The sequence below is a fragment of the Pseudomonas sp. lyk4-R2A-10 genome (genome assembly GCF_030209075.1).
Classification (GTDB): domain Bacteria; phylum Pseudomonadota; class Gammaproteobacteria; order Pseudomonadales; family Pseudomonadaceae; genus Aquipseudomonas; species Aquipseudomonas glycinae.
In genome coordinates, this window is record NZ_JARVSR010000003.1 from 38,150 (window position 1) to 57,811 (window position 19,662).

Genomic DNA, 19,662 nt, shown 5'->3' on the forward strand with positions numbered 1-19,662 from the left:
AGTCTTCCGCGATTAATGACTGTGCTCGGCCGAGGCTTTGCCCAGCTCCGATTTGAGGACGAAGCTGCCGGCACTGGCGACTTGCACGCCCGGTTCCAGTCCGGCGATGACTTCCACCTGGCCTGCCGCGCGACTGCCCAGCTCCACGGCTTGCGCCTTGAAGCCGTCGTCGGTGCGCACAAACACCGTGGGCTTGTCCTCGACGGTCTGGATTGCGGTTTCCGGTACGGCGACTTTGGCCTGGCGACTGTCGGTAGCGACCAGCGCCGTGACAAACAGGCCCGGGCGCCAGGAGCCTTGCGGGTTTTCCAGGGTGACGCGCACGGTCGCGGTGCGGGTCTGTTCGCCGAGCAGGCTGCCGACGTAGGTCACGGTGCCGCTGACTTCGGCGTTCAATTCCGCCGCGCTGACGGTGACGGGTTTGCCCACTTGCACCTTGTTCAGGTCCTTGGGCGAAACGCCGAACGTGACCCACACCCGCGACAAATCCGAGAGCGTGAACGCTGCCGTGGTTTCGTCGACCACCTCCCCCGGCGTCAGGTGCTTTTCCACCACCACACCGTCGAACGGCGCGCGCAGTTCATAGCGATTTCCTCCGGTGGCAACCACGCTGCCACTGAGCACGCTGATCTTTTGCCGGGCGTTGCTCACCGCAATCTCGGCTTCTTCCAGGGCCTGACGTGCCTGGAGGAAATCCTGCTCGGCGGAGATCTTGTCCTGCCACAGTTTCCTCTCGCGCTCGAACGTCGTGCGGGCCAGGGCCAGACGGCGTTGCGCGGCCGCCTGCTCGCTGCGCTGATCGGAGATCTGCTGACTGGCGATCACGGCCAGCAACTGGCCTTTCTTCACCGACTGTCCGAGGTTGACCGACACCGACTCGACCACGCCCGGCACACGCGGCACCACATGCGCGGTGCGGTCTTCGTCGAAGCGCACTTCGCCGGGGAACGACAGACCGAGGCTGAAGTTCTGCGCCTGGGCGGCGGCCAGTTGAATCCCCGCCGCCGCGATCTGCTCGGCCGTCAGTTCGATGTGCCCTTCTTCGTCGTGCCCGCCGTCAGCGGCGGCGCCTTCTTCGGCATGGTCGGCGTGCTCCGCCGCTTCATCGGCATGCGCATCGACAGACGCATTGCCGCTCCACATCGAGCCGATGCCAATGCCCAGCGCCAAGGTCGCCGCAGCGACCACGATCAGTTTTTTATCCATGGAAACTCCTCTGCGCCAAACCATCGCGCAGTCATCAGAACGTTGAAATTCAAGGGTTGGCGCTGAGGTCGCCGAAGATGCGTTCGATGCGGACCCGGGCGTCGGTCGCCTCGCTCACCGCCTGGATGTATTGGCTGCGAGCGGCGATCAATGTGCGCTGGGCGTCGAGCACGTCGAGGAAGCCGAACTTGCCCATTTCGAAACCGCGAGTGGCGCTGTCGACCGCACTTTGCGCGGCGGGCAGGATGGTCCGGTCGAATGCCTGGATTTCGCCGTTGGCGGTCTGCCATTGCGCCAGCGTGGTCTGGATTTCCGTGCGCAAGCGCAGTTCGGTGGCGTTGCGCAGGTCCCGCGCCTGATCGGTACGCCGCGCCGCCGCCAGCACGTTGCCCTGATTGCGGTTGAACAGCGGAATCGGCATCGACAGCCCGACCACGTTGACCCGCTCGCGCTCGGTTTCGCTGTACTGGCTGCCGATGCTGACGGTGAGATCGGGAATCCGCTGGGACTTTTCCAGCCCCAGCGACGCTTCACGCTGGTCGATCTGCAACCTGGCCAGCCGCAGCTCCGCGGTCTCGTTCAGACGCTCAAGCAAACGGGTGGGCGGCGGTACGCTGGGCAGACTTTGAGTCGCGGTCTGCACCGTGGTCGACGTCGGCAACGGTGCGCCCATGACCTGTGCCAATTGCTGGTACGCATTGGCCTGATCACGCTCGGCGCGGCTCAATTCCAGGCGCACTTCCGAAAGCTGCACTTGCGCCCGCGTGCCTTCCACCGGCGACGACTTGCCCGCCTCGATCCGCCCCTGCGCCACACGCACACCGTGCTCGGCGAGTTGCAGCGACTGCCGGGCCAGTTGCAAACGTTGCTGCGCGGTTTGCGCACCGTTGAACGCTTGAAGCACGTCGGCGCGCAGGACGTTGCGCTTGCGCTCCAGCTCGATGCCGGCGGCGTCCTGGGCACGACTCGCCACATCAATCCGCGCGCCGCGCTTGCCGCCCAGCTCGATCGGCTGGCTGAGCATCACCGTGGTGGTGCGCGATTCACGCCGGGTGTCTTCGGCCTCCCACGACACCTCGGGGTTGGGGATCAGCCCGGCCTGCTTGCGGTCACCTTCGGCAATGCCGATTTCCCACTGCGCGGCGGCCAGCTCCGGGTTGCTGGCGAAGGCGGTTTGCAACGCCTGATCCAGCGTCAAAGTCGATGCGCTGGCAAGGCTGGTACAAGCCAGCAACAACAGGCCGCTGGCGGTTTTTTTCAGGCGTGATCGCGCCGTCAGTTCAATTAAACCGGGCAATGGAAGGCTTCCTTCAATCAAGAATCGTTGATGGCGCCACGGTAGGGTTTTGAACTTATCGACAAGGTGACGTGAACATTACAAATCCGTTATCCACGGTTTATCGAAGTTGTTTTGCTCTAGGATTCGAAGTTCGAATGAGTTTGTTGCAATAGATAGAAACAAATGTGCGTTAGTTATCCGCCGAACAGCACTTGCCGAAATGGAAGTCATCAAAAACCGACCATTTCGCTGCGAAAGGCTGTCGCGGATGGCCGATTTAAAGGGCTCAGACGTTGACTCTGTAGCCACTACAGCCTTTACCGTGCACGCCACTCAGTTACGAAGTCCGTCAGGAAGTCCCTACAAAAAACTGCAACTTCCAGACTCACTTAGTTAAATACCCATTCATTAAAAGTGGTGAAACATCATGCGAATCCTTGTCGTCGAGGACGAGCTTAAAGCTGCCGAATACTTGCATCAGGGCCTGACCGAAAGTGGTTATATCGTTGATCACGCGGTCAATGGCGCGGATGGTTTGCACCTGGCGCAACAACAGGTTTATGACCTGATCATCCTCGATGTGAACCTGCCGGAACTCGACGGCTGGAGCGTGCTGGAACAACTGCGTCGCACTCACTCCACCCGGGTGATGATGCTCACCGCACGCGGGCGGCTGGCGGACAAGATCCGGGGTCTGGATCTGGGCGCCGATGATTATCTGGTCAAGCCGTTCGAGTTCCCGGAGCTGCTGGCCAGGGTGCGCACGTTGATGCGGCGCAGCGAGAACATCCCGGTGCCGCAGGTGCTCAAGGTTGCCGATCTGGAACTCGATCCGGGCCGTCACCGGGCGTTTCGTGGCACCCAGCGCATCGACCTGACCACCAAGGAATTCGCCCTGCTGCACCTGCTGATGCGCCAGTCCGGCGAAGTGCTGACCCGCACCCAGATCATCTCGCTGGTGTGGGACATGAATTTCGACTGCGACACCAACGTGGTCGAAGTCTCGATCCGCCGCTTGCGGGCGAAGATCGACGACCCGTTCGACAGCAAACTGATCCACACCTTGCGCGGCGTCGGCTATGTGCTGGAGGCGCGGGAATGAAGCCGGCCAGCCTGTCGCTGCGGCTGGGTCTGACGGTCAGCATTCTGGGCGCATTGCTGGTGGTGTTCCTGGCGATCCTCGCGTATTTCGCCCTGACCCACGAGCTGAACGCGCTATCCCGGGACAGCCTGGAAAAGAAGCTGGAACAAGTCGAGCACAGCCTGACGCTGTACTTCGACACCGGAGAGATCAGTGCCAAGCCGCACATTCTGCTCGATCAGGTCATGGGGCACGACAACCTGACCCTGACTATTTATGACCTGAACAATCTGCGCACCCCGCTGCTCAAGTCCGGTTCGGGTCTGACCGATCCGCGCGTTGAACTGAAGGCGGTACGGGCGACAACCGATCAGTTGACCCACACCGACAGCGCCGATGCCGAAGGTGCGAAGTTTCTCACCGTCTCCAAGCTGATTCGCCTCAAGGACGGCAGCAGCGTACCAGTCCTGCTGTCGATGGATAACGCCCACGATCAGGCCTTGCTCAGTGCTTATTTGCGCTCGACGTTGATGGCTTTGCCGTTGCTGCTGGTATTCATCGGCCTGACCGCTTGGGGCGCCGTGCAGCGAGGGTTGGCACCGTTGCGGGAATTTCGCAAAGTGGCAGCGCGAGTGACGACGCAGGATCTCGATCATCGCCTGTCGGTGCTGAACATGCCCCAGGAACTCAGCGAACTGGCGCAGGGCATCAACGTGATGCTTGATCGCCTGGACAGCGGCGTGCAGCAGTTGTCGCAATTCTCCGATGACCTGGCCCACGAGCTGCGCACGCCGATCAACAACCTGATGGGCAAGGCTCAGGTGACGCTGTCGCGCGAGCGCTCGGTCGAGGAATACACCAACGTTCTGGTGTCCTGCACCGAAGAGCTGGAACGGGTCGCGCGGATTGTCTCGGACATGCTGTTCCTGGCCCAGGCCAGCCAGCCTGCGGCGCACGCCTCGTTCGAGCCGATTGCGCTGGAAGAAGAGGCGTCCAGGGTGGTGGATCTGTTTTCCCTGACGGCACAGGACAAACAGATCGATCTGAAGGTCATCGGCAGCGCGCAGGTGTCGGGGGACCGGCTGATGATTCAGCGAGCGATTTCCAATCTGCTGTCCAATGCCCTGCGCCACTGCCCGTCCGGCAAGACCGTTTCGCTGTTCATCGAACAGGCGCCGAACGAGGTGTCATTGCGGGTGAGCAATCCGGGTGCGGGCATCGAAGCGCAGCACCTGCCGTATCTGTTCGACCGTTTTTACCGGATCGACAGCAGCCGCACCCGGTCACAGGGCAGTACCGGTCTGGGACTGGCCATCGTGCACTCGATCATGACCCTGCATCAGGGCTCTGCGCAGGTTCAAAGCCGACCGGGAGCGATGACAATATTCAGCCTGGTGTTTCCCGTGACGCACCCGGAACGGCACTAAACCTTCAAGCCGATTTGTGCGGTGTTTTCTCAAACCTCATGGGAAAAATCACCGCACAAGTGCTGCATACATCCCCGTAAATCCTTCATCACGAATTTGCGTCGTCCCTGCGCTGAAATGTCTGACAGCGGCAAAAGACAGAACGCCTCAAACCGCTGATTCCTTTCGCGTGGCTCGCCCGTTGCAACGCAGTGCTGCCCCCTCAGAAACACGTCCTCGCGGCGTCAATTCACGCTTTATCAGTACGTATTTCGATACCGCTGAAACCCGCGACTGGAAACGTCCGGACATTTTTGACCCCGCCGTCACCGCCCTTTTAGATTCGGCCCGTGCTTGCAACAGCACTCCCAAACAACAACCAAGGAGCAACATCATGGGCTACATGGGCAGCTGGAACGCAAACCCTATTGATGAACTGGAAGAGCAGGAAGCGCCCTCGGCAGAGCAGATCGAAGCGCTGCAACTGACCGAGGAAGAACGAGCGGAACTCAACGCCGAGTGACAGAACCCGCGGGGGCTTGCGCCCTCGCGGGTTTTCCAGGAAGGAAATCATGCACAAGACAACGTTGGCCGAGCGTGAGCTCACAGCCGATCAGGCAGAACGGCGTATTCATGTCGAACTTTCATGCCTGGGCCTCACGCCACACACCCGCACCTTCGGCAGCAAAGTCGTTGCCGTCCAGGCGAGTCTTCAGGGCAGCGATAACCGCCATGCCTGCGGCTCCGGCAAGGGCTATGCAGATCAGGCGCACCTGGGCGCGCTTTATGAAGCGCTCGAGCACTATTGGACGGATAAGCTCTGCACCTGCGATGTTCACGAAGAGACTGAACGCTATTTCAAAGACACGCCGATGTTTGCCGATGACTCGCTTCTGCACAGGCTCACCAGCCAGCAAAACGTGCGCATCACCTGCCGAACCTATGTCTGTCCGCCGTGGCATGACCGGTTTTTCTATCCGATTGCGCTGACCTCGCCGAACGGCTCACGTTTGCCCTCGTCACCGGGCATGGCGGACTGCCGCGCCGTACAGCGCTACGCCAGCAACAGCGGCACCGCGATTGGCGCCACTTACAACGAAGCGCTGCTGCACGCCGCCAACGAGTGCATCGAGCGCGACGCCGTGTCGTTGTTTCTGCTCGATCATTTCTATTACCAGAACCATCCGCCACTGCGCCGGGTGGCACGTCTCACTGAAAGCGACGAACTCGGTCGTCTATGGGCCGATGCCGAACAGGAAATCGACGGCGAAATCGTGCTGGTGGATATCAGCACCGAGTTCAAGACGCGGACCTTTCTGGCCTTCACTACGAAGCCAAGCCCTCATCCACAGGTATTCGGCAGCGGCAGCTCTCTCGACCCGCGCCATGCTGCGTGGCGGGCGCTTACTGAACTGGTGCAGTTGCAACTGAGTGCCGCCGAACCTGAATACCGCCAGACACTGGCCAATGCGCTGCGCAACCTGCAACCCTTCCCGCGCCTGCTGCGCTGTGCGCAGTTCGAGCCGCAAACGCTGCTGCATCGCTGCGTTCAACACGAGGTGAAACTGCCGGATTCCGCTAAAGACCTGTCGGTGGACAGTCAACTGCACTTGCTGACTCAAGACCTGCGGATTCATGGCCGTACGCTCGGTGCCGCCGTCCTGCAGCGAACCGAGCTCGGCACCACCCTGCTCAACGTGGTGATCCCCGGACTGGAACGCTTCTTCGTGGTCTGCAGCGGTAACGTCGTCGTCCCGCAAGCCCGGGGCCTTACGCTGGAGAGGCCCGCCTCATGAACCGACCCGATCGCAACCGGGAGCTGACACTGGCCCGATCCATGCGCCTTTACCTCAACGAGAACGGCGCTGTTGGTCACTACCTCGAACCACGAGGCAGCGGACTGCATTACATTTTTTTCCTGCGGGTGAACGATGAGCTCTGGGTCGGCCGCAAGCTCCTGCAACGTGACCGGCATTTTCGGTGGCAGGCCGGCAGCGCACTCAAACCCGGCATGCTGTTTGGCCCGCATCTCCATTCATTGTGGGGAGATGACGGGTTGTCGATCGGCTATCGGACCGCTTCCCCCGCAGAGAAGACGCAGGCCTTCGAGCACGCCTTGCATCAGGCTGACAGTGAGATCCTGTTTCCCTTTCCGCTGCTGGATGAGACAGGTCGGGAAGCGGTCTGCCCGGCAGATTTCTGGCAATGCAACGCATCACTGGCCGAACAGCTGAACACTGACGAGCAGCACTTGCGCGAATACTGCGCCGGGCTGCTCCAGGCCATCACTGGAAAAGGCGCACTGATTTACGACCCGGCCTGTTCGACCGGCGCGTTCATCGCCCACCTCGCCCGCGCCCTGCCAGACTGTCTGTGCCTGGGCAGTGACCGTTCGGCCTCGATGATCGAACACGCCAGGCAATGTCACAGCGGGACATCCGTCGAGTTCGATGTGCTGGAGGCGAGTGAAGCTTTCGATGCCGGGATTCGCTGCGATGTCTTGATCCTGCGTTTCCTCAACGCCGAAGTCTTGACCCGTCGTGAGGCCCAAACCGCATTCGAGTCGCTGATCCGCTGCGTCAAGCCCGGCGGCACGATCCTCGTCTTCGGTCACACCCCGGTACTGATTCCGGTCACCTGGCTTGCCTCCATCCACCACCTGAAACTTGAATCCAGTGTCGCGGCACGGTCGGGGCAGGTCGAGCTGTTCCAGTTCTATCGTCTGACGGTTTCGGCGCCATGAGTTTTTCCCTGCACAGCCGAGGTTATTACCCGACCGGCGACGGCCATCAACTCTATTGGGAACGGCATGGTGTTCCGGGACACGAACCGGTGTTTTTCCTCCATGGCGGCCCCGGCGGACGTTTCAGCCGCCACCATTTGCAGTTCTTCGACCAGGGCCGGTTCGACATCATCCTGTTCGACCAACGGGGTTGCGGGCGCTCGACGCCTTACGGCGAGCTGCGGGACAACACTACCGGGCTGTGTGTCGAAGACATCGATGCCCTGCGCCAGCATTTCGGCTTCGAAAAAATCAGCGTGCTGGGCGTGTCATGGGGCAGTTGGCTGGCGATCCAGTACCAGCAGCGATATCCGCAGCACCTGCTGAAAAGCACACTGGTTTCGTTATTCGTGCCGTTTGCCGCCAATGTCCGGGCCTACGATCAGGCGCTCAATGACGGGTTGGCGCAATCGCCTCAAATGTCGCCCGGCCAACGGGCCAGCGACATCTACCGGATCCTCGGCGAAGGCTGTCCATCGCAGCAGCACCGCGCCGCCATCGAATGGTTGAACGCTGTTCTACGTCGCTCAGGGCAGACGATTTGCCCCGACACCCTGGAGCGTTTCGTCGATCAGGAAGCCGTGCTTGCGATCCGTCTGGAACTGCATTACCACCTGCAGAACTATTGCTTCACCCCAAAGGACGAATACCTGACCCTCGACGACAACACCCTGCTGATCCAGGGCATCCGCGACACCCATGGCATGGCCAGCGTGCGCTGGCTCAGGCAACGCATGAACATCCACTGCCGACTGCTGCATGCCGGGCACAACGCCTTTGAAAATGCGATCCTCAAAGCAGTGCGTCGGGCGGTGAAACGTGAAATCGAGGGCTAAGAAAAACGGCACCCGAAGGTGCCGTCCCATTCCTCAAAAACCCTTACTTGCGTGCCGCCTCCCACGACTTGAGCAGTTCGTTGTAGCTCACGGTTTCGCCTTTCGGCTTCTCGTTGGCCAGTTTCGGTTTTGGTGCGCCCGGCTGGTCGAACCAGTATTGCGCGTCGCGCTCGGGGTTCATTTTCGGGGCGCACACCGCTTGGGCCTTGGAGCGTTCCAGACGGGTCATGATCGCGTCCTGATCCTTGGCCAGACCGTCAAGGGCCTGTTGCGGGGTCTTCTCGCCGCTGGCGGCCTCGGCGATGTGGCTCCACCACAGTTGTGCCAGGCGAGGATAGTCCGGCACGTTGGTGCCGGTCGGCGTCCATTGCACGCGGGCCGGGCTGCGATAGAACTCGACCAGACCACCGAGTTTCGGTGCCAGATCGGTCATCGCCTGCGAGTTGATGTCCGACTCGCGAATCGGCGTCAGGCCGACGATGGTTTTCTTCAGCGACACGGTTTTCGAGGTCACGAACTGCGCGTACAGCCAGGCCGCGAGTTTCTGTTTCTCAGGCGTGGATTTCATGAAGGTCCACGAGCCCACGTCCTGATAACCGAGTTTCATCCCCTCTTCCCAGTACGGTCCTCGCGGCGACGGCGCCATACGCCATTTCGGCGTGCCGTCGGCGTTGACCACCGGCAGGCCCGGTTTGGTCATGTCGGCGGTGAAGGCCGTGTACCAGAAGATCTGCTGGGCGATGTTGCCCTGGGACGGCACCGGGCCGGACTCGGAGAAGGTCATGCCCGCCGCTTCCGGTGGCGCGTACTTTTTCAGCCAGTCGACGTATTTGGTGGTGGCGAACACCGCCGCCGGGCCGTTGGTGTCGCCGCCGCGGGTCACGCTGGAACCGACCGGGTGGCAATCCTCGACGCGAATCCCCCACTCGTCCACCGGCAAACCGTTGGGAATGCCCTTGTCGCCGCCACCGGCCATGGAGAACCAGGCATCAGTGAAGCGCCAGCCCAGGGACGGGTCTTTCTTGCCGTAGTCCATGTGCCCGTAGATGCGTTTGCCGTCGATCTCCTTGACGTCTTCGCTGAAGAACTTGGCGATGTCTTCATAGGCCGACCAGTTCACCGGTACGCCCAGTTCGTAGCCGTACTTTTCCTTGAACTTGGCTTTCAGGTCGGCGCGTTCGAACCAGTCGGCGCGGAACCAGTACAGGTTGGCGAACTGCTGGTCGGGCAATTGATAGATCTTGCCGTCCGGCGCGGTGGTGAAGGAGATGCCGATGAAGTCCTTGATGTCGAGGGTCGGCGAGGTGAAGTTCTTGCCTTCGTTGGCCATCAGGTCGGTGATCGATTCGGTCTTGCCGTAGCGAAAGTGCGTACCGATCAGGTCCGAGTCATTGACCCAGCCGTCGTAGATGTTCTTGTCCGACTGCATCACCGTCTGCATTTTTTCCACGACGTCGCCTTCCTGCAGCAGGTCGTGGGTCAGCTTGATGCCGGTGATTTCGCTGAAGGCCTTGGCCAGCACCTTGGATTCATATTCGTGGGTGGTCAGGGTTTCCGAGACGACCTTGATGTCCATCCCGCGAAACGGCTCGGCCGCCTTGATGAACCACTTCAGTTCTTCCAATTGCTGCTCGGCCGTCAGGGTCGACGGTTTGAACTCGCTGCCGATCCATTTTTTTGCGGCATCTTCGTAGGCGTCGGCCCAGGCGGACGCGCTCAAACCGCTGAGTGCCAGCATGGCTGCCAATGAAATGCTATGTCGCAGCTTATTTTTCTTATCGAACATAGAGACCTCCTGTTAGGTTTTCGGAGCACGATTGCCGAGCGATTCGACTAGCCCCAACGCATCACAGCCAACAGCCACACCAGGGACAACGCGGACGCTACCCAGATGCTCCAGTCGGTCACGCCGATTACCAGCAGATGCAGGTAGGCGCTGCCGAGAAGACCGATGAACAAGCGATCGCCACGGGTGGTGGCAATCGGCAGAAACCCTCGCCGCAAGATGCTCGGCGAGCGCAATTCCCAGGTGGTCATGCCCACCAGGATCAACCCGATCACGATGAAAAACGCCGCCGTCGGGACGGTCCAGCTCATCCATTCCATCATCAGTTCCTCAGACCCGGCCCAGGGCAAAGCCCTTGGCCACGTGGTTGCGAACGAACCAGATCACCAGCATGCCGGGGAGAATAGTCAACACCCCCGCTGCCGCCAGTACGCCCCAGTCAATCCCGGATGCCGACACCGTGCGCGTCATCACCGCCGCGATCGGTTTGGCGTTCACCGAAGTCAGCGTGCGCGCCAGCAGCAGTTCGACCCAGGAAAACATGAAGCAGAAAAACGCCGTCACGCCGATGCCGGAGCCGATCAGCGGGATGAAGATCTTCACGAAGAACTTGGGAAAGCTGTAGCCGTCGATGTAGGCGGTTTCGTCGATTTCCTTCGGCACCCCGGACATGAAACCTTCGAGGATCCACACCGCCAGCGGCACGTTGAACAGGCAGTGCGCCAGCGCCACGGCAATATGGGTATCGAACAGGCCGATCGACGAATACAGCTGGAAGAACGGCAGCAGGAACACCGCTGGTGGCGCCATGCGGTTGGTCAGCAGCCAGAAGAACAGGTGCTTGTCGCCGAGAAAACGGTAACGGGAAAACGCATACGCCGCCGGCAGCGCCACGGTCAGGGAAATGATCGTGTTCAGACTGACGTAGTACAGCGAGTTGATATAGCCGGTGTACCAGCTCGGGTCGGTGAAGATCACCTTGTAGTTCGCCAGCGTGAAATCCTGTGGGAAAAGGGTCAGTCCGCCGAGGATTTCGGTGTTGCTCTTGAACGACATGTTCAGCAGCCAGTAGATCGGCACCAGCAGGAAAAAAATGTAGAGCAGCAGGGGAATCAGCTTTCTTTTGCTCATGGCCGGGCCTCAGCGGTTGGCATCGTTGTGGGTCATGGCGGTGTAGAACAGCCAGGACACCAGCAGGATGATCAGGAAGTACACCAGCGAGAATGCCGCCGCCGGCCCCAGGTCGAATTGGCCTACGGCCATCTGGGTCAGGGTCTGACTGAGGAAGGTCGTCGAGTTACCCGGCCCGCCACCGGTGAGCACGAACGGTTCGGTGTAGATCATGAAACTGTCCATGAAGCGCAGCATCACGGCGATCAGCAGCACGCTTTTCAACTTGGGCAACTGAATGTGCCGGAATACCGCCCAGGCCGAAGCCCGGTCGATGCGTGCGGCCTGGTAATACACGTCGGGAATCGCCCGCAAGCCGGAGAAACACAGCAGCGCCACCAGCGAAGTCCAGTGCCAGACGTCCATCACCAGCACGGTGACCCAGGCATCCATGGTGTTCGCCGCGTAGTTGTAGCTGATGCCCATGGCGTTGAGGCTCGACCCGAGCAGGCCGATGTCGGCGCGGCCGAAAATCTGCCAGATGGTGCCGACCACGTTCCATGGAATCAGCAGCGGGATCGCCAGCACGATCAGTACCACCGACGACCAGCGACCCTTGGTCGGCATGGTCAGCGCAATGGCGATGCCGAGGGGGATTTCGATCAGCAGCACACACGCCGAGTAGATGAACTGGCGCAGCAGCGAATCGTGCAGGCGCGGGTCAAGCAGCACCTGTTTGTACCAGTCGGCGCCGACGAAGTAGCGGCTGGACTGGTCGAAGATGTCCTGCACCGAATAGTTGACCACGGTCATCATCGGAATCACGGCACTGAAGGCCACCAGCAGGAATACCGGCAACACCAGCCACCAGGCCTTGTTGTTCTGCACCTTGTTCATGGCTGTACCTCGCTGTCGGTGGCATCCAACAGAAATTCGTCGGCATAGACCATCAGCCATTGCGCCGGAAAACTGATGTACGCCGTGCCCTGCGGCACCGGTTTGTCCTCGGCCAGGCGCACTTTCAGCGGTGCGCCGTCCAGATCCAGGGTCATGATCTTGTAGGTGCCGAGGTCTTCGACGTGTACGACTCGCGCCTGCATCGCGTCATCGAACGGCTCATCCCACACATGGATGAACTCGGGACGGATGCCGACCTTCAGATTTTTCCACTGACCGTGTTCGATATGGCGCTGCAAGCCGTCGGACAGCGGCAGATGGGTCGAGTTGAAACCGACCCCGCCCGGTTGCGGCTGCACTTCGATCAGGTTCATCCCCGGGCTGCCGATGAAGTAGCCGACAAAGGTGTGGCTTGGCCGCTCGAACAATTCCCGTGGCGTGCCGAACTGGACGATCTGGCCGCCGTACATCACCGCGATCTTGTCGGCGAAGGTCGAGGCCTCCAGCTGATCGTGAGTGACGTAGACCATGGTGATGTTGAACTGCTCGTGGATCTGCTTGAGCTTGCGCCGCAGTTTCCATTTCAGGTGCGGGTCGATCACCGTCAGCGGCTCGTCGAACAGAATCGCCGAGACGTCATCGCGCACCAGACCACGGCCCATGGAGACTTTCTGTTTTTCGTCGGCGGTGAGGTTGCGCGCCTTTTTGCTCAGCAGGTTCTGCAGGTCGAGGACTTCGGCGATTTCCTGCACCTTGCTGTGCACTTTCGCCTCGGCCAGGCCCTGATTTCTCAAAGGAAAGGCCAGGTTGTCGAACACGGTCATGGTGTCGTACACCACCGGGAACTGGAACACCTGGGCGATGTTGCGCTTCTCCGGGGTCAGGTCGTTGACCGCTTTGCCGTCGAACAGCACATGACCCTGAGACGGGCTGAGCAGGCCAGAAATGATGTTGAGCAAGGTCGACTTGCCGCAGCCCGAAGGGCCGAGCAAGGCATAGGCACCGCCCTGCTCCCAGATGTGGTCCATCTCGCGGATCGCGTAATCCTCGGGCCCGCTCGGGGTTTTGCTGTAGCTGTGGGCGAGGTGCTGCAAACGGATTTCGGCCATCAGGCAACCCTCGCGACGCGCCGGCCCGGTGCCTGCACCAGACGGCCCTGCGCATCGAACACAAACAGTTTATGGGTCGGGATATAGATGCGGATCGGCGCATCGACGTCGTATTCGTGAACGCCGGGCAAATGCAGCACCAGCAGGAAATGCTCGTTGCGCACGTGCAGGAAGGTTTCCGAACCGCTGATCTCCGCCACCTCGACGGTCACCGCCAGTTCCAGGTCGTCGTCGTTGCTCGGCACCAGCGAGATGTGGCTCGGGCGAACGCCAAAACGGAACTCGCCCTCGCCCACCGGTCGCAGGTCGACGTTCAACGGAAAGTGCACGAAGTTGGCGAAGCTCACTTCGTTGCCGGCGATACGCCCCGGCATCAGGTTGATCGGTGGCTCGGAGAACAATTCGGCGGCCAGCACCGTTTGCGGCTGGTGATAGACCTCGGTCGAAGGGCCGCTCTGGATCACCCGGCCTTCATGAAGAATGGTGGTGGTGCCGCCCAGCGCCAGCGCTTCATTGGGCTCGGTGGTGGCGTAGATGGCGATGGTGTGGCGCGCCTTGAACAGCTCGCGCATTTCCTGGCGCAATTCTTCGCGCAGTTTGTAGTCGAGGTTGACCAGCGGCTCGTCGAACAGAATCAGTTCGGCATCCTTGACCAGCGCCCGCGCCATCGCGGTGCGCTGCTGCTGGCCACCGGACAGTTCCAGCGGATAGCGCTTCAGGAATTTCTCGATGCGCAGCATCTTCGCGGTTTCCTGAACCTTGCTCTGGATCTGCTCGTTGGAGATCCCGGCCTGGCGCAGCGGCGAGGCGATGTTCTCGAACACCGTCATGGTCGGGTAATTGATGAATTGCTGATAGACCATCGACACGTTGCGCAAACGCACCGGGCGCTGGGTGACGTCGACGCCGTTCATCAGGATGCGGCCGCTGTCGGGCTTGTCCAGACCGGCCATCAGACGCATCAGACTGGTCTTGCCGGACAGCGTGCGCCCGAGCAAAACGTTGAAGGATCCGGGTTCGAATTTCAGGCTCGCATCGTCGATCCAGGTCTGGCCCTCGACGGTACGGCTGACGTGCTCCAGGGTGAGTGACATGGCTCGGCCTTTTTATTATTGGAGTCAAGCGACCTGTCCTGTAGAGCGACATTCGTGCCAGAAACGCCAAGCCTTTGATTTACCGTCGAATTCGCTGCAAGCCACGCAAACCGTGGTTCGTAGCTGAACACAAATGAACAGTTACGAATGAACAATTGAACAGTCGGGCGATTGACAATGAACAATCGTGAACAACACTCTATGGATGCTTTTTGGCATGGATCCTGTGAGAGCGAGCTTGCTCACTCCCACAGAGATCTCAATAACAATAATAAAAATGCTGTATTCAGAGGCTGACTGCCATGGCCGCACCTGCCCCGCCGCTTTCCCACGATGCCATCGTCCAGGACTCCTGGTCCCGTTGCCGCGCCTTCGGTCTCAATCATCAAAGCGCCCCGGCTTTCGATCAGTTGCCCGCCGCCGGCATTGCGCAGTTGCTCGACCGCCATCATTCGCTGGTGCAGACCACTCACCAGGAAGTGCTGCCGTATTACGAGAACATCCTGAGCAATTCCAATTGCCTGATCATGCTGGCCGACAATCAGGGCCAGGTGCTGACGTCCTGGGGCACCCAGCGCTTTATCGAGCCGAATCTGGCGCGCGGTTTTCAGGCCGGCGCCAGTTGGGTCGAACGCGCCAGCGGCACCAACGCCATCGGCACGGCGCTGGCCTGCGAGCAGGCGGTGCACATCGAACACGATGAACACTTTCTCAAGGCCAACCGCTTCATGACCGGTTCCGCAGCGCCGATTTTCGATGCCGAGCGCAAGGTCATCGCCGTACTTGATGTGTCCAGCGACAGCTATCTGCCGCCCTCGCACACCCTCGGCATGGTCAAGATGATGAGTCAGACCGTGGAAAACCGGCTGATCCTCAACCTGTTCCATGGCCAGCACTTTCAACTGACCTTCAACACCGGGTTGAACAACCTCGACAGCCAGTGGGCCGGGCTGCTGATCTTTGATGAGAGCGGTCAGGTGCTGTCGGCCAACCGCCGGGCCGACAATTTGCTGGGTGTGCGCTTGTCGCGGGTCAGCGTTGAGAGCCTGTTCAAGGTGTCGTTGCTGGAGTTGATCAATCAGCCGGATGGGTTGCCGTTTGCCTTGCAGACTTCCGGGCGCAATCGTTTCCAGTGTTTGTTGAAACGACCTAAACAAGCACAGATTCAGGCGCGGGTCTTCACTGAAGCCAGACCCACCGAACCGAAAGTCGCCGTACCCACGGCCATCAGCCTGAGCACGTTGCACTTCGGTGACAGCCGCGTGGAAAAAGCCGTGCGCCAGGCCGAACGCCTGCTGGAAAAGGACATTCCGCTGCTGATTCACGGGGAAACCGGGGTCGGCAAGGAAGTCTTCGTCAAGGCCCTGCACCAGGCCAGCTCCCGCAGTAAACAGGCGTTCATCGCCGTCAACTGCGCGGCGATCCCAGCCGAACTGGTTGAGTCCGAACTGTTCGGCTATGAGAAAGGCGCATTCACCGGCGCCAACCAGAAAGGCAGCATCGGCCTGATCCGCAAGGCCGACAAAGGCACGCTGTTCCTCGATGAAATCGGCGACATGCCGCTGCCGACTCAGGCCCGGCTGTTGCGGGTGTTGCAGGAGCGCTGCGTGCAACCGGTGGGCAGCAGCGAGCTGTTTCCGGTGGATCTGCGGATCATCTCCGCCACCAACCGCTCGCTCAGGGAACAGGTGCAACTGGGGCGCTTCCGCGAAGATCTGTACTACCGCATCGGCGGTCTGACCCTGGAATTGCCACCGCTACGCGAGCGCAGCGACAAGCAGGCGCTGTTCAAACGGCTGTGGGAACAACATCGCGAGCCGTCGCAGTGGGCGGGATTGAGTCGTGAGGTGCTGGAGCTGTTCGAGCGGCACCCGTGGCCGGGCAATCTGCGTCAGGTCAGCAGCGTGATGCAGGTGGCACTGGCGATGGCCGAGGAACAACCGATTCGACCCGAGCATTTGCCGGACGACTTTTTTGTCGATCTGGAGATGGAGCCCGTGGAATTGGCCGAGCCGTTGGGCATCGACCTGAACGATGCCGAGGCGTTGAATCGGGAGTTGCAGCTGGCCGGGGGCAATATTTCCCACCTGGCGCGGCGGTTGGGGGTGAGCCGCAATACGCTGTACAAGCGATTGCGGCAGATTGAAAACTGAGCGCCTCCATAGCGGATCAGACCGAAACGGCTGGCTCAACAGGCGCCGCCGATGCCGCCGCCAACGTCCGCAGGCCCATCGACACCACAACCATCATCATCAGACCTGCGGCTATCGCAACGCCGAACCCTGCCCGTGCGCCCCAGGCATCAATCACCAGCCCCGCCAGCATGCCGCCGAGCGCCACGCCGATGCTGATCCCGGTGGTCATCCACGTCAGTCCTTCGGTCATCCTCGCCGCCGGGATAATGATCGTCCCCAGCTTCATCACCACCACCATGGTCGGCGCAAACGAGATGCCGGCGATAAACAGCATCGCGGTAAGGACATAAACGTCCGGTGAGAAAACCGGCAATACGCCGGTTACTGCCGTGACCAGGATCCCGATAAAGAACTGTTTTTCAATCGCCAGCGAAACCCGCAGCGCGCCGAAGGTCAGACCCGCCACCAGCGAGCCGAATGCATAGGCGGCAAGAATGAAGGTGGCAGCCGATGGCCAGCCTTGCGCATTGGCGAAGGCCACAACGGCAACATCGATCGCTCCGCCAATAACCCCCATCGCCAGCAACGCCAGGACAATGGTGCGAACGCCGGGAATCAGCAGGGTCGAACCGCTGTTTTTCCGGTTGCCCGCCACCACTTTCGGTTCGGTCTGCCGCTGCATGAGAAACGCCGTCACGCCGACAGCGAGCAACCCTACCGCCACCAGCGGCCCGGCTTCTGCGAAGAAACTCACACTCAAACCGATCGCCAGTGGCGGGCCGATGATGTAAGCCAGTTCAGTGAGGACTGTGTCCAGCGAGAACGCGGTGTGCAGTTGCGGCTTGCCACGAAACAGCTGCGTCCAGCGTGCGCGGATCATGGACGGCATGCTCGGCATCGTCCCCGCCAGAGCCGCCAGCACAAAAAACAACGCGGCCGGAGCCCTCAGGTGCACGGCAACAATCAGCGCCAGCAGCATGACGATACTGAAGGCCGTAACGACGGGCAGCACACGACTCTGGCCACGCCGATCAACCTGTTTCGAGATGCGCGGACCGAGCAGCGCATTAGCCAGGGTAAACGTACCGGCGACTGCGCCCGCCAGCCAGTAAACGCCAGTCTGCTGCACCAGCATGGTGATGATGCCGATACCGATCATTGCCTGGGGCAGTCGGGCGATGGAGCTCGCGAGGATCAGCCCGGTGGCGCCGGGTGTCGATACCAGTTCGCGATAGTGATTAGCCATGATTCCTCCCTTCCGGATTCGCCGCTGATGAGCATCCTGCCGCGTGCGCTATCAAGACCTATGCGAATACCAAAAGCAATCACACATTGTCTGGATCGTTCCCACGTCGAGGCGTCGAACCGTCTGCGTGGGAACGCCTCAATGGGCGCTCCGCGTCCGCTTCGGCATGGGACGCGGAGCGTCCCGGGCTGCATTCCCACGCGGAGCGTGGGAGCGATCAACTGTCTGCGTGAGATCGATCAATCGGACAGAAAAACAAAAACCCGCACAAGGCGGGTTTTGTTTGTAACAGGCGCAGCAATCAGTCAGCCAGACGCCAGGTCGTGCCGCCCTTGCCGTCTTCCAGCACCACGCCCATGGCGGTGAGCTGGTCGCGGATGCGGTCGGATTCGGCCCAGTCCTTGTTGGCACGGGCAGTCAGGCGCGCCTGGATCAGTGCATCAACCTCAGCCGCATCGACCCGCCCTTCGGCACCGGCCTGCAGGAAGTCATCGGCTTCAAGCTGCAACACACCTAGCACGCTGGCCAGTTCCTTCAAGCGCGCCGCCAGACCGGCCGCCGCATCGAGATCGCTCTCGCGCAGACGGTTGATCTCGCGAACCATCTCGAACAGCACCGCACAGGCTTCCGGCGTGCCGAAGTCGTCGTTCATCACCTGGGTGAAACGCTCGACGAAGGCTTCGCCACCCGCCGGTGCCACTTTCGGCAAGCCTTTCAACGCATGGTAGAAACGCTCGAGGGCGCCCTTGGCGTCCTTGAGGTTGTCTTCCGAATAGTTGATCGCGCTGCGGTAGTGGCTCGACACCAGCAGGTAACGCACGACTTCCGGGTGGTACTTGTCGAGCACGTCGCGAATGGTGAAGAAGTTGTTCAAGGACTTGGACATCTTCTCGCCATTGATACGGATCATGCCGCAGTGCATCCACGCGTTGGCGTAGGTCTTGCCGGTGGCCGCTTCGCTCTGGGCGATTTCGTTTTCGTGGTGCGGGAACTCGAGGTCGCTGCCGCCGCCATGAATGTCGAAAGTCTCGCCGAGGCAGCAGGTGGACATCACCGAGCACTCGATGTGCCAGCCCGGACGCCCGGCGCCCCACGGCGATTCCCAGCTCGGCTCGCCAGGCTTGACTCCTTTCCAGAGCACGAAGTCCAGCGGATCTTCCTTGGCTTCGTCGACCTCGATCCGCGCACCGATGCGCAGGTCTTCGATCTTCTTGCGCGAGAGCTTGCCGTAGCCCATGAACTTGCCGACGCGGTAGTACACGTCGCCATTGCCCGGGGCGTAGGCGTAACCTTTGTCGATCAGGGTCTGGATCATCGCGTGCATGCCAGGGATGTGATCCGTGGCGCGCGGCTCCATGTCCGGCTTCTTGATGTTCAGGCGCGCTTCGTCTTCGTGCATCGCCGCGATCATGCGCTCGGTCAACGCTTCGAACGATTCACCGTTCTCGTTGGCCCGGTTGATGATCTTGTCGTCGATGTCGGTGATGTTGCGCACGTAGGTCAGGTCATAACCGCTGAACCGCAACCAGCGGGTCACCAGGTCGAACGCGACCATGCTGCGGCCGTGGCCCAGGTGGCAGTAGTCGTACACGGTCATCCCGCAGACATACATGCGCACCTTGTTGCCATCCAGCGGCTTGAAGACTTCTTTGCTCTTGGTGAGCGTGTTGTAGATCGTAAGCACGGTGTTTCCTT

General features: G+C 60.7%; 17 protein-coding genes. 7 read left to right on the forward strand and 10 right to left on the reverse strand.

Annotated features, from left to right (window positions below; genetic code table 11):
- Window positions 1-12: 12 nt before the first annotated feature.
- Complete coding sequence (locus QRN46_RS06160) at window positions 13-1,206, reverse strand: efflux RND transporter periplasmic adaptor subunit (RefSeq protein WP_221614386.1); 1,194 nt, start codon at window positions 1,204-1,206, stop codon at window positions 13-15.
- Between the two features lie 49 nt (window positions 1,207-1,255).
- Window positions 1,256-2,503 carry a TolC family protein gene (locus QRN46_RS06165; RefSeq protein WP_221614385.1) on the reverse strand — a complete coding sequence of 416 codons (1,248 nt, stop codon included), beginning with the start codon at window positions 2,501-2,503 and terminating at the stop codon, window positions 1,256-1,258.
- A 409-nt stretch (window positions 2,504-2,912) separates the two neighbouring features.
- Between QRN46_RS06165 and QRN46_RS06170 the strand changes: the two genes are divergently transcribed.
- The 6 genes from QRN46_RS06170 to QRN46_RS06195 all read left to right on the forward strand — a co-directional run bounded on the left by QRN46_RS06170 (window position 2,913) and on the right by QRN46_RS06195 (window position 8,590).
- Window positions 2,913-3,587, forward strand: coding sequence for a heavy metal response regulator transcription factor (locus tag QRN46_RS06170; RefSeq protein ID WP_007951475.1), 675 nt, complete (start codon window positions 2,913-2,915; stop codon window positions 3,585-3,587).
- Window positions 3,584-4,993: a heavy metal sensor histidine kinase gene (locus tag QRN46_RS06175; protein WP_221614384.1), complete on the forward strand. Its 1,410-nt coding sequence runs from the start codon at window positions 3,584-3,586 to the stop codon at window positions 4,991-4,993. The genes QRN46_RS06170 and QRN46_RS06175 overlap by 4 nt, the downstream gene beginning before the upstream one ends.
- A 169-nt stretch (window positions 4,994-5,162) precedes the next feature.
- Window positions 5,163-5,495 carry a hypothetical protein gene (locus QRN46_RS06180; RefSeq protein ID WP_285354400.1) on the forward strand — a complete coding sequence of 111 codons (333 nt, stop codon included), beginning with the start codon at window positions 5,163-5,165 and terminating at the stop codon, window positions 5,493-5,495.
- A 49-nt stretch (window positions 5,496-5,544) separates the two neighbouring features.
- The gene (locus tag QRN46_RS06185) at window positions 5,545-6,768 is read left to right on the forward strand and encodes a YcaO-like family protein (protein WP_285354401.1); all 1,224 of its coding nucleotides are present in this window, start codon (window positions 5,545-5,547) and stop codon (window positions 6,766-6,768) included.
- Complete coding sequence (locus tag QRN46_RS06190; protein ID WP_285354403.1) at window positions 6,765-7,715, forward strand: class I SAM-dependent methyltransferase; 951 nt, start codon at window positions 6,765-6,767, stop codon at window positions 7,713-7,715. Before QRN46_RS06185 ends, QRN46_RS06190 begins: the two co-directional genes overlap by 4 nt.
- The gene (locus QRN46_RS06195) at window positions 7,712-8,590 is read left to right on the forward strand and encodes an alpha/beta fold hydrolase (protein WP_285354404.1); all 879 of its coding nucleotides are present in this window, start codon (window positions 7,712-7,714) and stop codon (window positions 8,588-8,590) included. Before QRN46_RS06190 ends, QRN46_RS06195 begins: the two co-directional genes overlap by 4 nt.
- 43 nt (window positions 8,591-8,633) lie before the next feature.
- Here the strand turns inward: QRN46_RS06195 and QRN46_RS06200 are convergent, their stop codons facing one another.
- From QRN46_RS06200 to QRN46_RS06225, 6 genes are read right to left on the reverse strand one after another with little or no spacing between them, the layout of a single operon-like run.
- Complete coding sequence (locus tag QRN46_RS06200; RefSeq protein WP_007951484.1) at window positions 8,634-10,376, reverse strand: ABC transporter substrate-binding protein; 1,743 nt, start codon at window positions 10,374-10,376, stop codon at window positions 8,634-8,636.
- Between the two features lie 47 nt (window positions 10,377-10,423).
- Window positions 10,424-10,696, reverse strand: a complete 273-nt coding sequence (locus QRN46_RS06205) for a DUF2160 domain-containing protein (RefSeq protein WP_039767461.1) — start codon at window positions 10,694-10,696, stop codon at window positions 10,424-10,426.
- Window positions 10,697-10,706: 10 nt separating this feature from the next.
- Window positions 10,707-11,507, reverse strand: a complete 801-nt coding sequence (locus QRN46_RS06210) for a carbohydrate ABC transporter permease (protein WP_011334979.1) — start codon at window positions 11,505-11,507, stop codon at window positions 10,707-10,709.
- 9 nt (window positions 11,508-11,516) lie between these two features.
- On the reverse strand, window positions 11,517-12,383 hold the full coding sequence (locus QRN46_RS06215) for a carbohydrate ABC transporter permease (RefSeq protein WP_007951487.1): 867 nt from the start codon (window positions 12,381-12,383) through the stop codon (window positions 11,517-11,519).
- Window positions 12,380-13,492 carry an ABC transporter ATP-binding protein gene (locus tag QRN46_RS06220; protein WP_007951488.1) on the reverse strand — a complete coding sequence of 371 codons (1,113 nt, stop codon included), beginning with the start codon at window positions 13,490-13,492 and terminating at the stop codon, window positions 12,380-12,382. Before QRN46_RS06220 ends, QRN46_RS06215 begins: the two co-directional genes overlap by 4 nt.
- Window positions 13,492-14,586 (reverse strand): ABC transporter ATP-binding protein, encoded by a 1,095-nt coding sequence (locus QRN46_RS06225; RefSeq protein ID WP_007951489.1) that lies wholly within the window; start codon window positions 14,584-14,586, stop codon window positions 13,492-13,494. The genes QRN46_RS06220 and QRN46_RS06225 overlap by 1 nt, the downstream gene beginning before the upstream one ends.
- 302 nt (window positions 14,587-14,888) lie before the next feature.
- On the opposite strand from QRN46_RS06225, the gene QRN46_RS06230 reads away from it, so the two are divergent.
- Window positions 14,889-16,739, forward strand: a complete 1,851-nt coding sequence (locus QRN46_RS06230) for a sigma-54-dependent Fis family transcriptional regulator (RefSeq protein WP_285354405.1) — start codon at window positions 14,889-14,891, stop codon at window positions 16,737-16,739.
- A 16-nt stretch (window positions 16,740-16,755) separates the two neighbouring features.
- Here QRN46_RS06230 and QRN46_RS06235 read toward each other — a convergent pair whose 3' ends face one another.
- Both QRN46_RS06235 and cysS read right to left on the reverse strand, forming a co-directional pair.
- A complete protein-coding gene (locus QRN46_RS06235; protein WP_201820076.1) occupies window positions 16,756-17,967 on the reverse strand; it encodes an MFS transporter in 1,212 nt (403 codons plus the stop codon).
- 301 nt (window positions 17,968-18,268) lie between these two features.
- Complete coding sequence (gene cysS, locus QRN46_RS06240; protein WP_011334983.1) at window positions 18,269-19,651, reverse strand: cysteine--tRNA ligase; 1,383 nt, start codon at window positions 19,649-19,651, stop codon at window positions 18,269-18,271.
- Window positions 19,652-19,662: the final 11 nt, after the last annotated feature.

Coding starts and splice junctions, on each gene's coding strand:
- QRN46_RS06160 (WP_221614386.1), bottom strand. CDS start 1,206: ATGGATAAAAAACTGATCGTGGTCGCTGCGGCGACCTTGGCGCTGGGC.
- QRN46_RS06170 (WP_007951475.1), top strand. CDS start 2,913: ATGCGAATCCTTGTCGTCGAGGACGAGCTTAAAGCTGCCGAATACTTG.
- QRN46_RS06175 (WP_221614384.1), top strand. CDS start 3,584: ATGAAGCCGGCCAGCCTGTCGCTGCGGCTGGGTCTGACGGTCAGCATT.
- QRN46_RS06185 (WP_285354401.1), top strand. CDS start 5,545: ATGCACAAGACAACGTTGGCCGAGCGTGAGCTCACAGCCGATCAGGCA.
- QRN46_RS06190 (WP_285354403.1), top strand. CDS start 6,765: ATGAACCGACCCGATCGCAACCGGGAGCTGACACTGGCCCGATCCATG.
- QRN46_RS06195 (WP_285354404.1), top strand. CDS start 7,712: ATGAGTTTTTCCCTGCACAGCCGAGGTTATTACCCGACCGGCGACGGC.
- QRN46_RS06200 (WP_007951484.1), bottom strand. CDS start 10,376: ATGTTCGATAAGAAAAATAAGCTGCGACATAGCATTTCATTGGCAGCC.
- QRN46_RS06205 (WP_039767461.1), bottom strand. CDS start 10,696: ATGGAATGGATGAGCTGGACCGTCCCGACGGCGGCGTTTTTCATCGTG.
- QRN46_RS06210 (WP_011334979.1), bottom strand. CDS start 11,507: ATGAGCAAAAGAAAGCTGATTCCCCTGCTGCTCTACATTTTTTTCCTG.
- QRN46_RS06215 (WP_007951487.1), bottom strand. CDS start 12,383: ATGAACAAGGTGCAGAACAACAAGGCCTGGTGGCTGGTGTTGCCGGTA.
- QRN46_RS06220 (WP_007951488.1), bottom strand. CDS start 13,492: ATGGCCGAAATCCGTTTGCAGCACCTCGCCCACAGCTACAGCAAAACC.
- QRN46_RS06225 (WP_007951489.1), bottom strand. CDS start 14,586: ATGTCACTCACCCTGGAGCACGTCAGCCGTACCGTCGAGGGCCAGACC.
- QRN46_RS06230 (WP_285354405.1), top strand. CDS start 14,889: ATGGCCGCACCTGCCCCGCCGCTTTCCCACGATGCCATCGTCCAGGAC.
- QRN46_RS06235 (WP_201820076.1), bottom strand. CDS start 17,967: ATGGCTAATCACTATCGCGAACTGGTATCGACACCCGGCGCCACCGGG.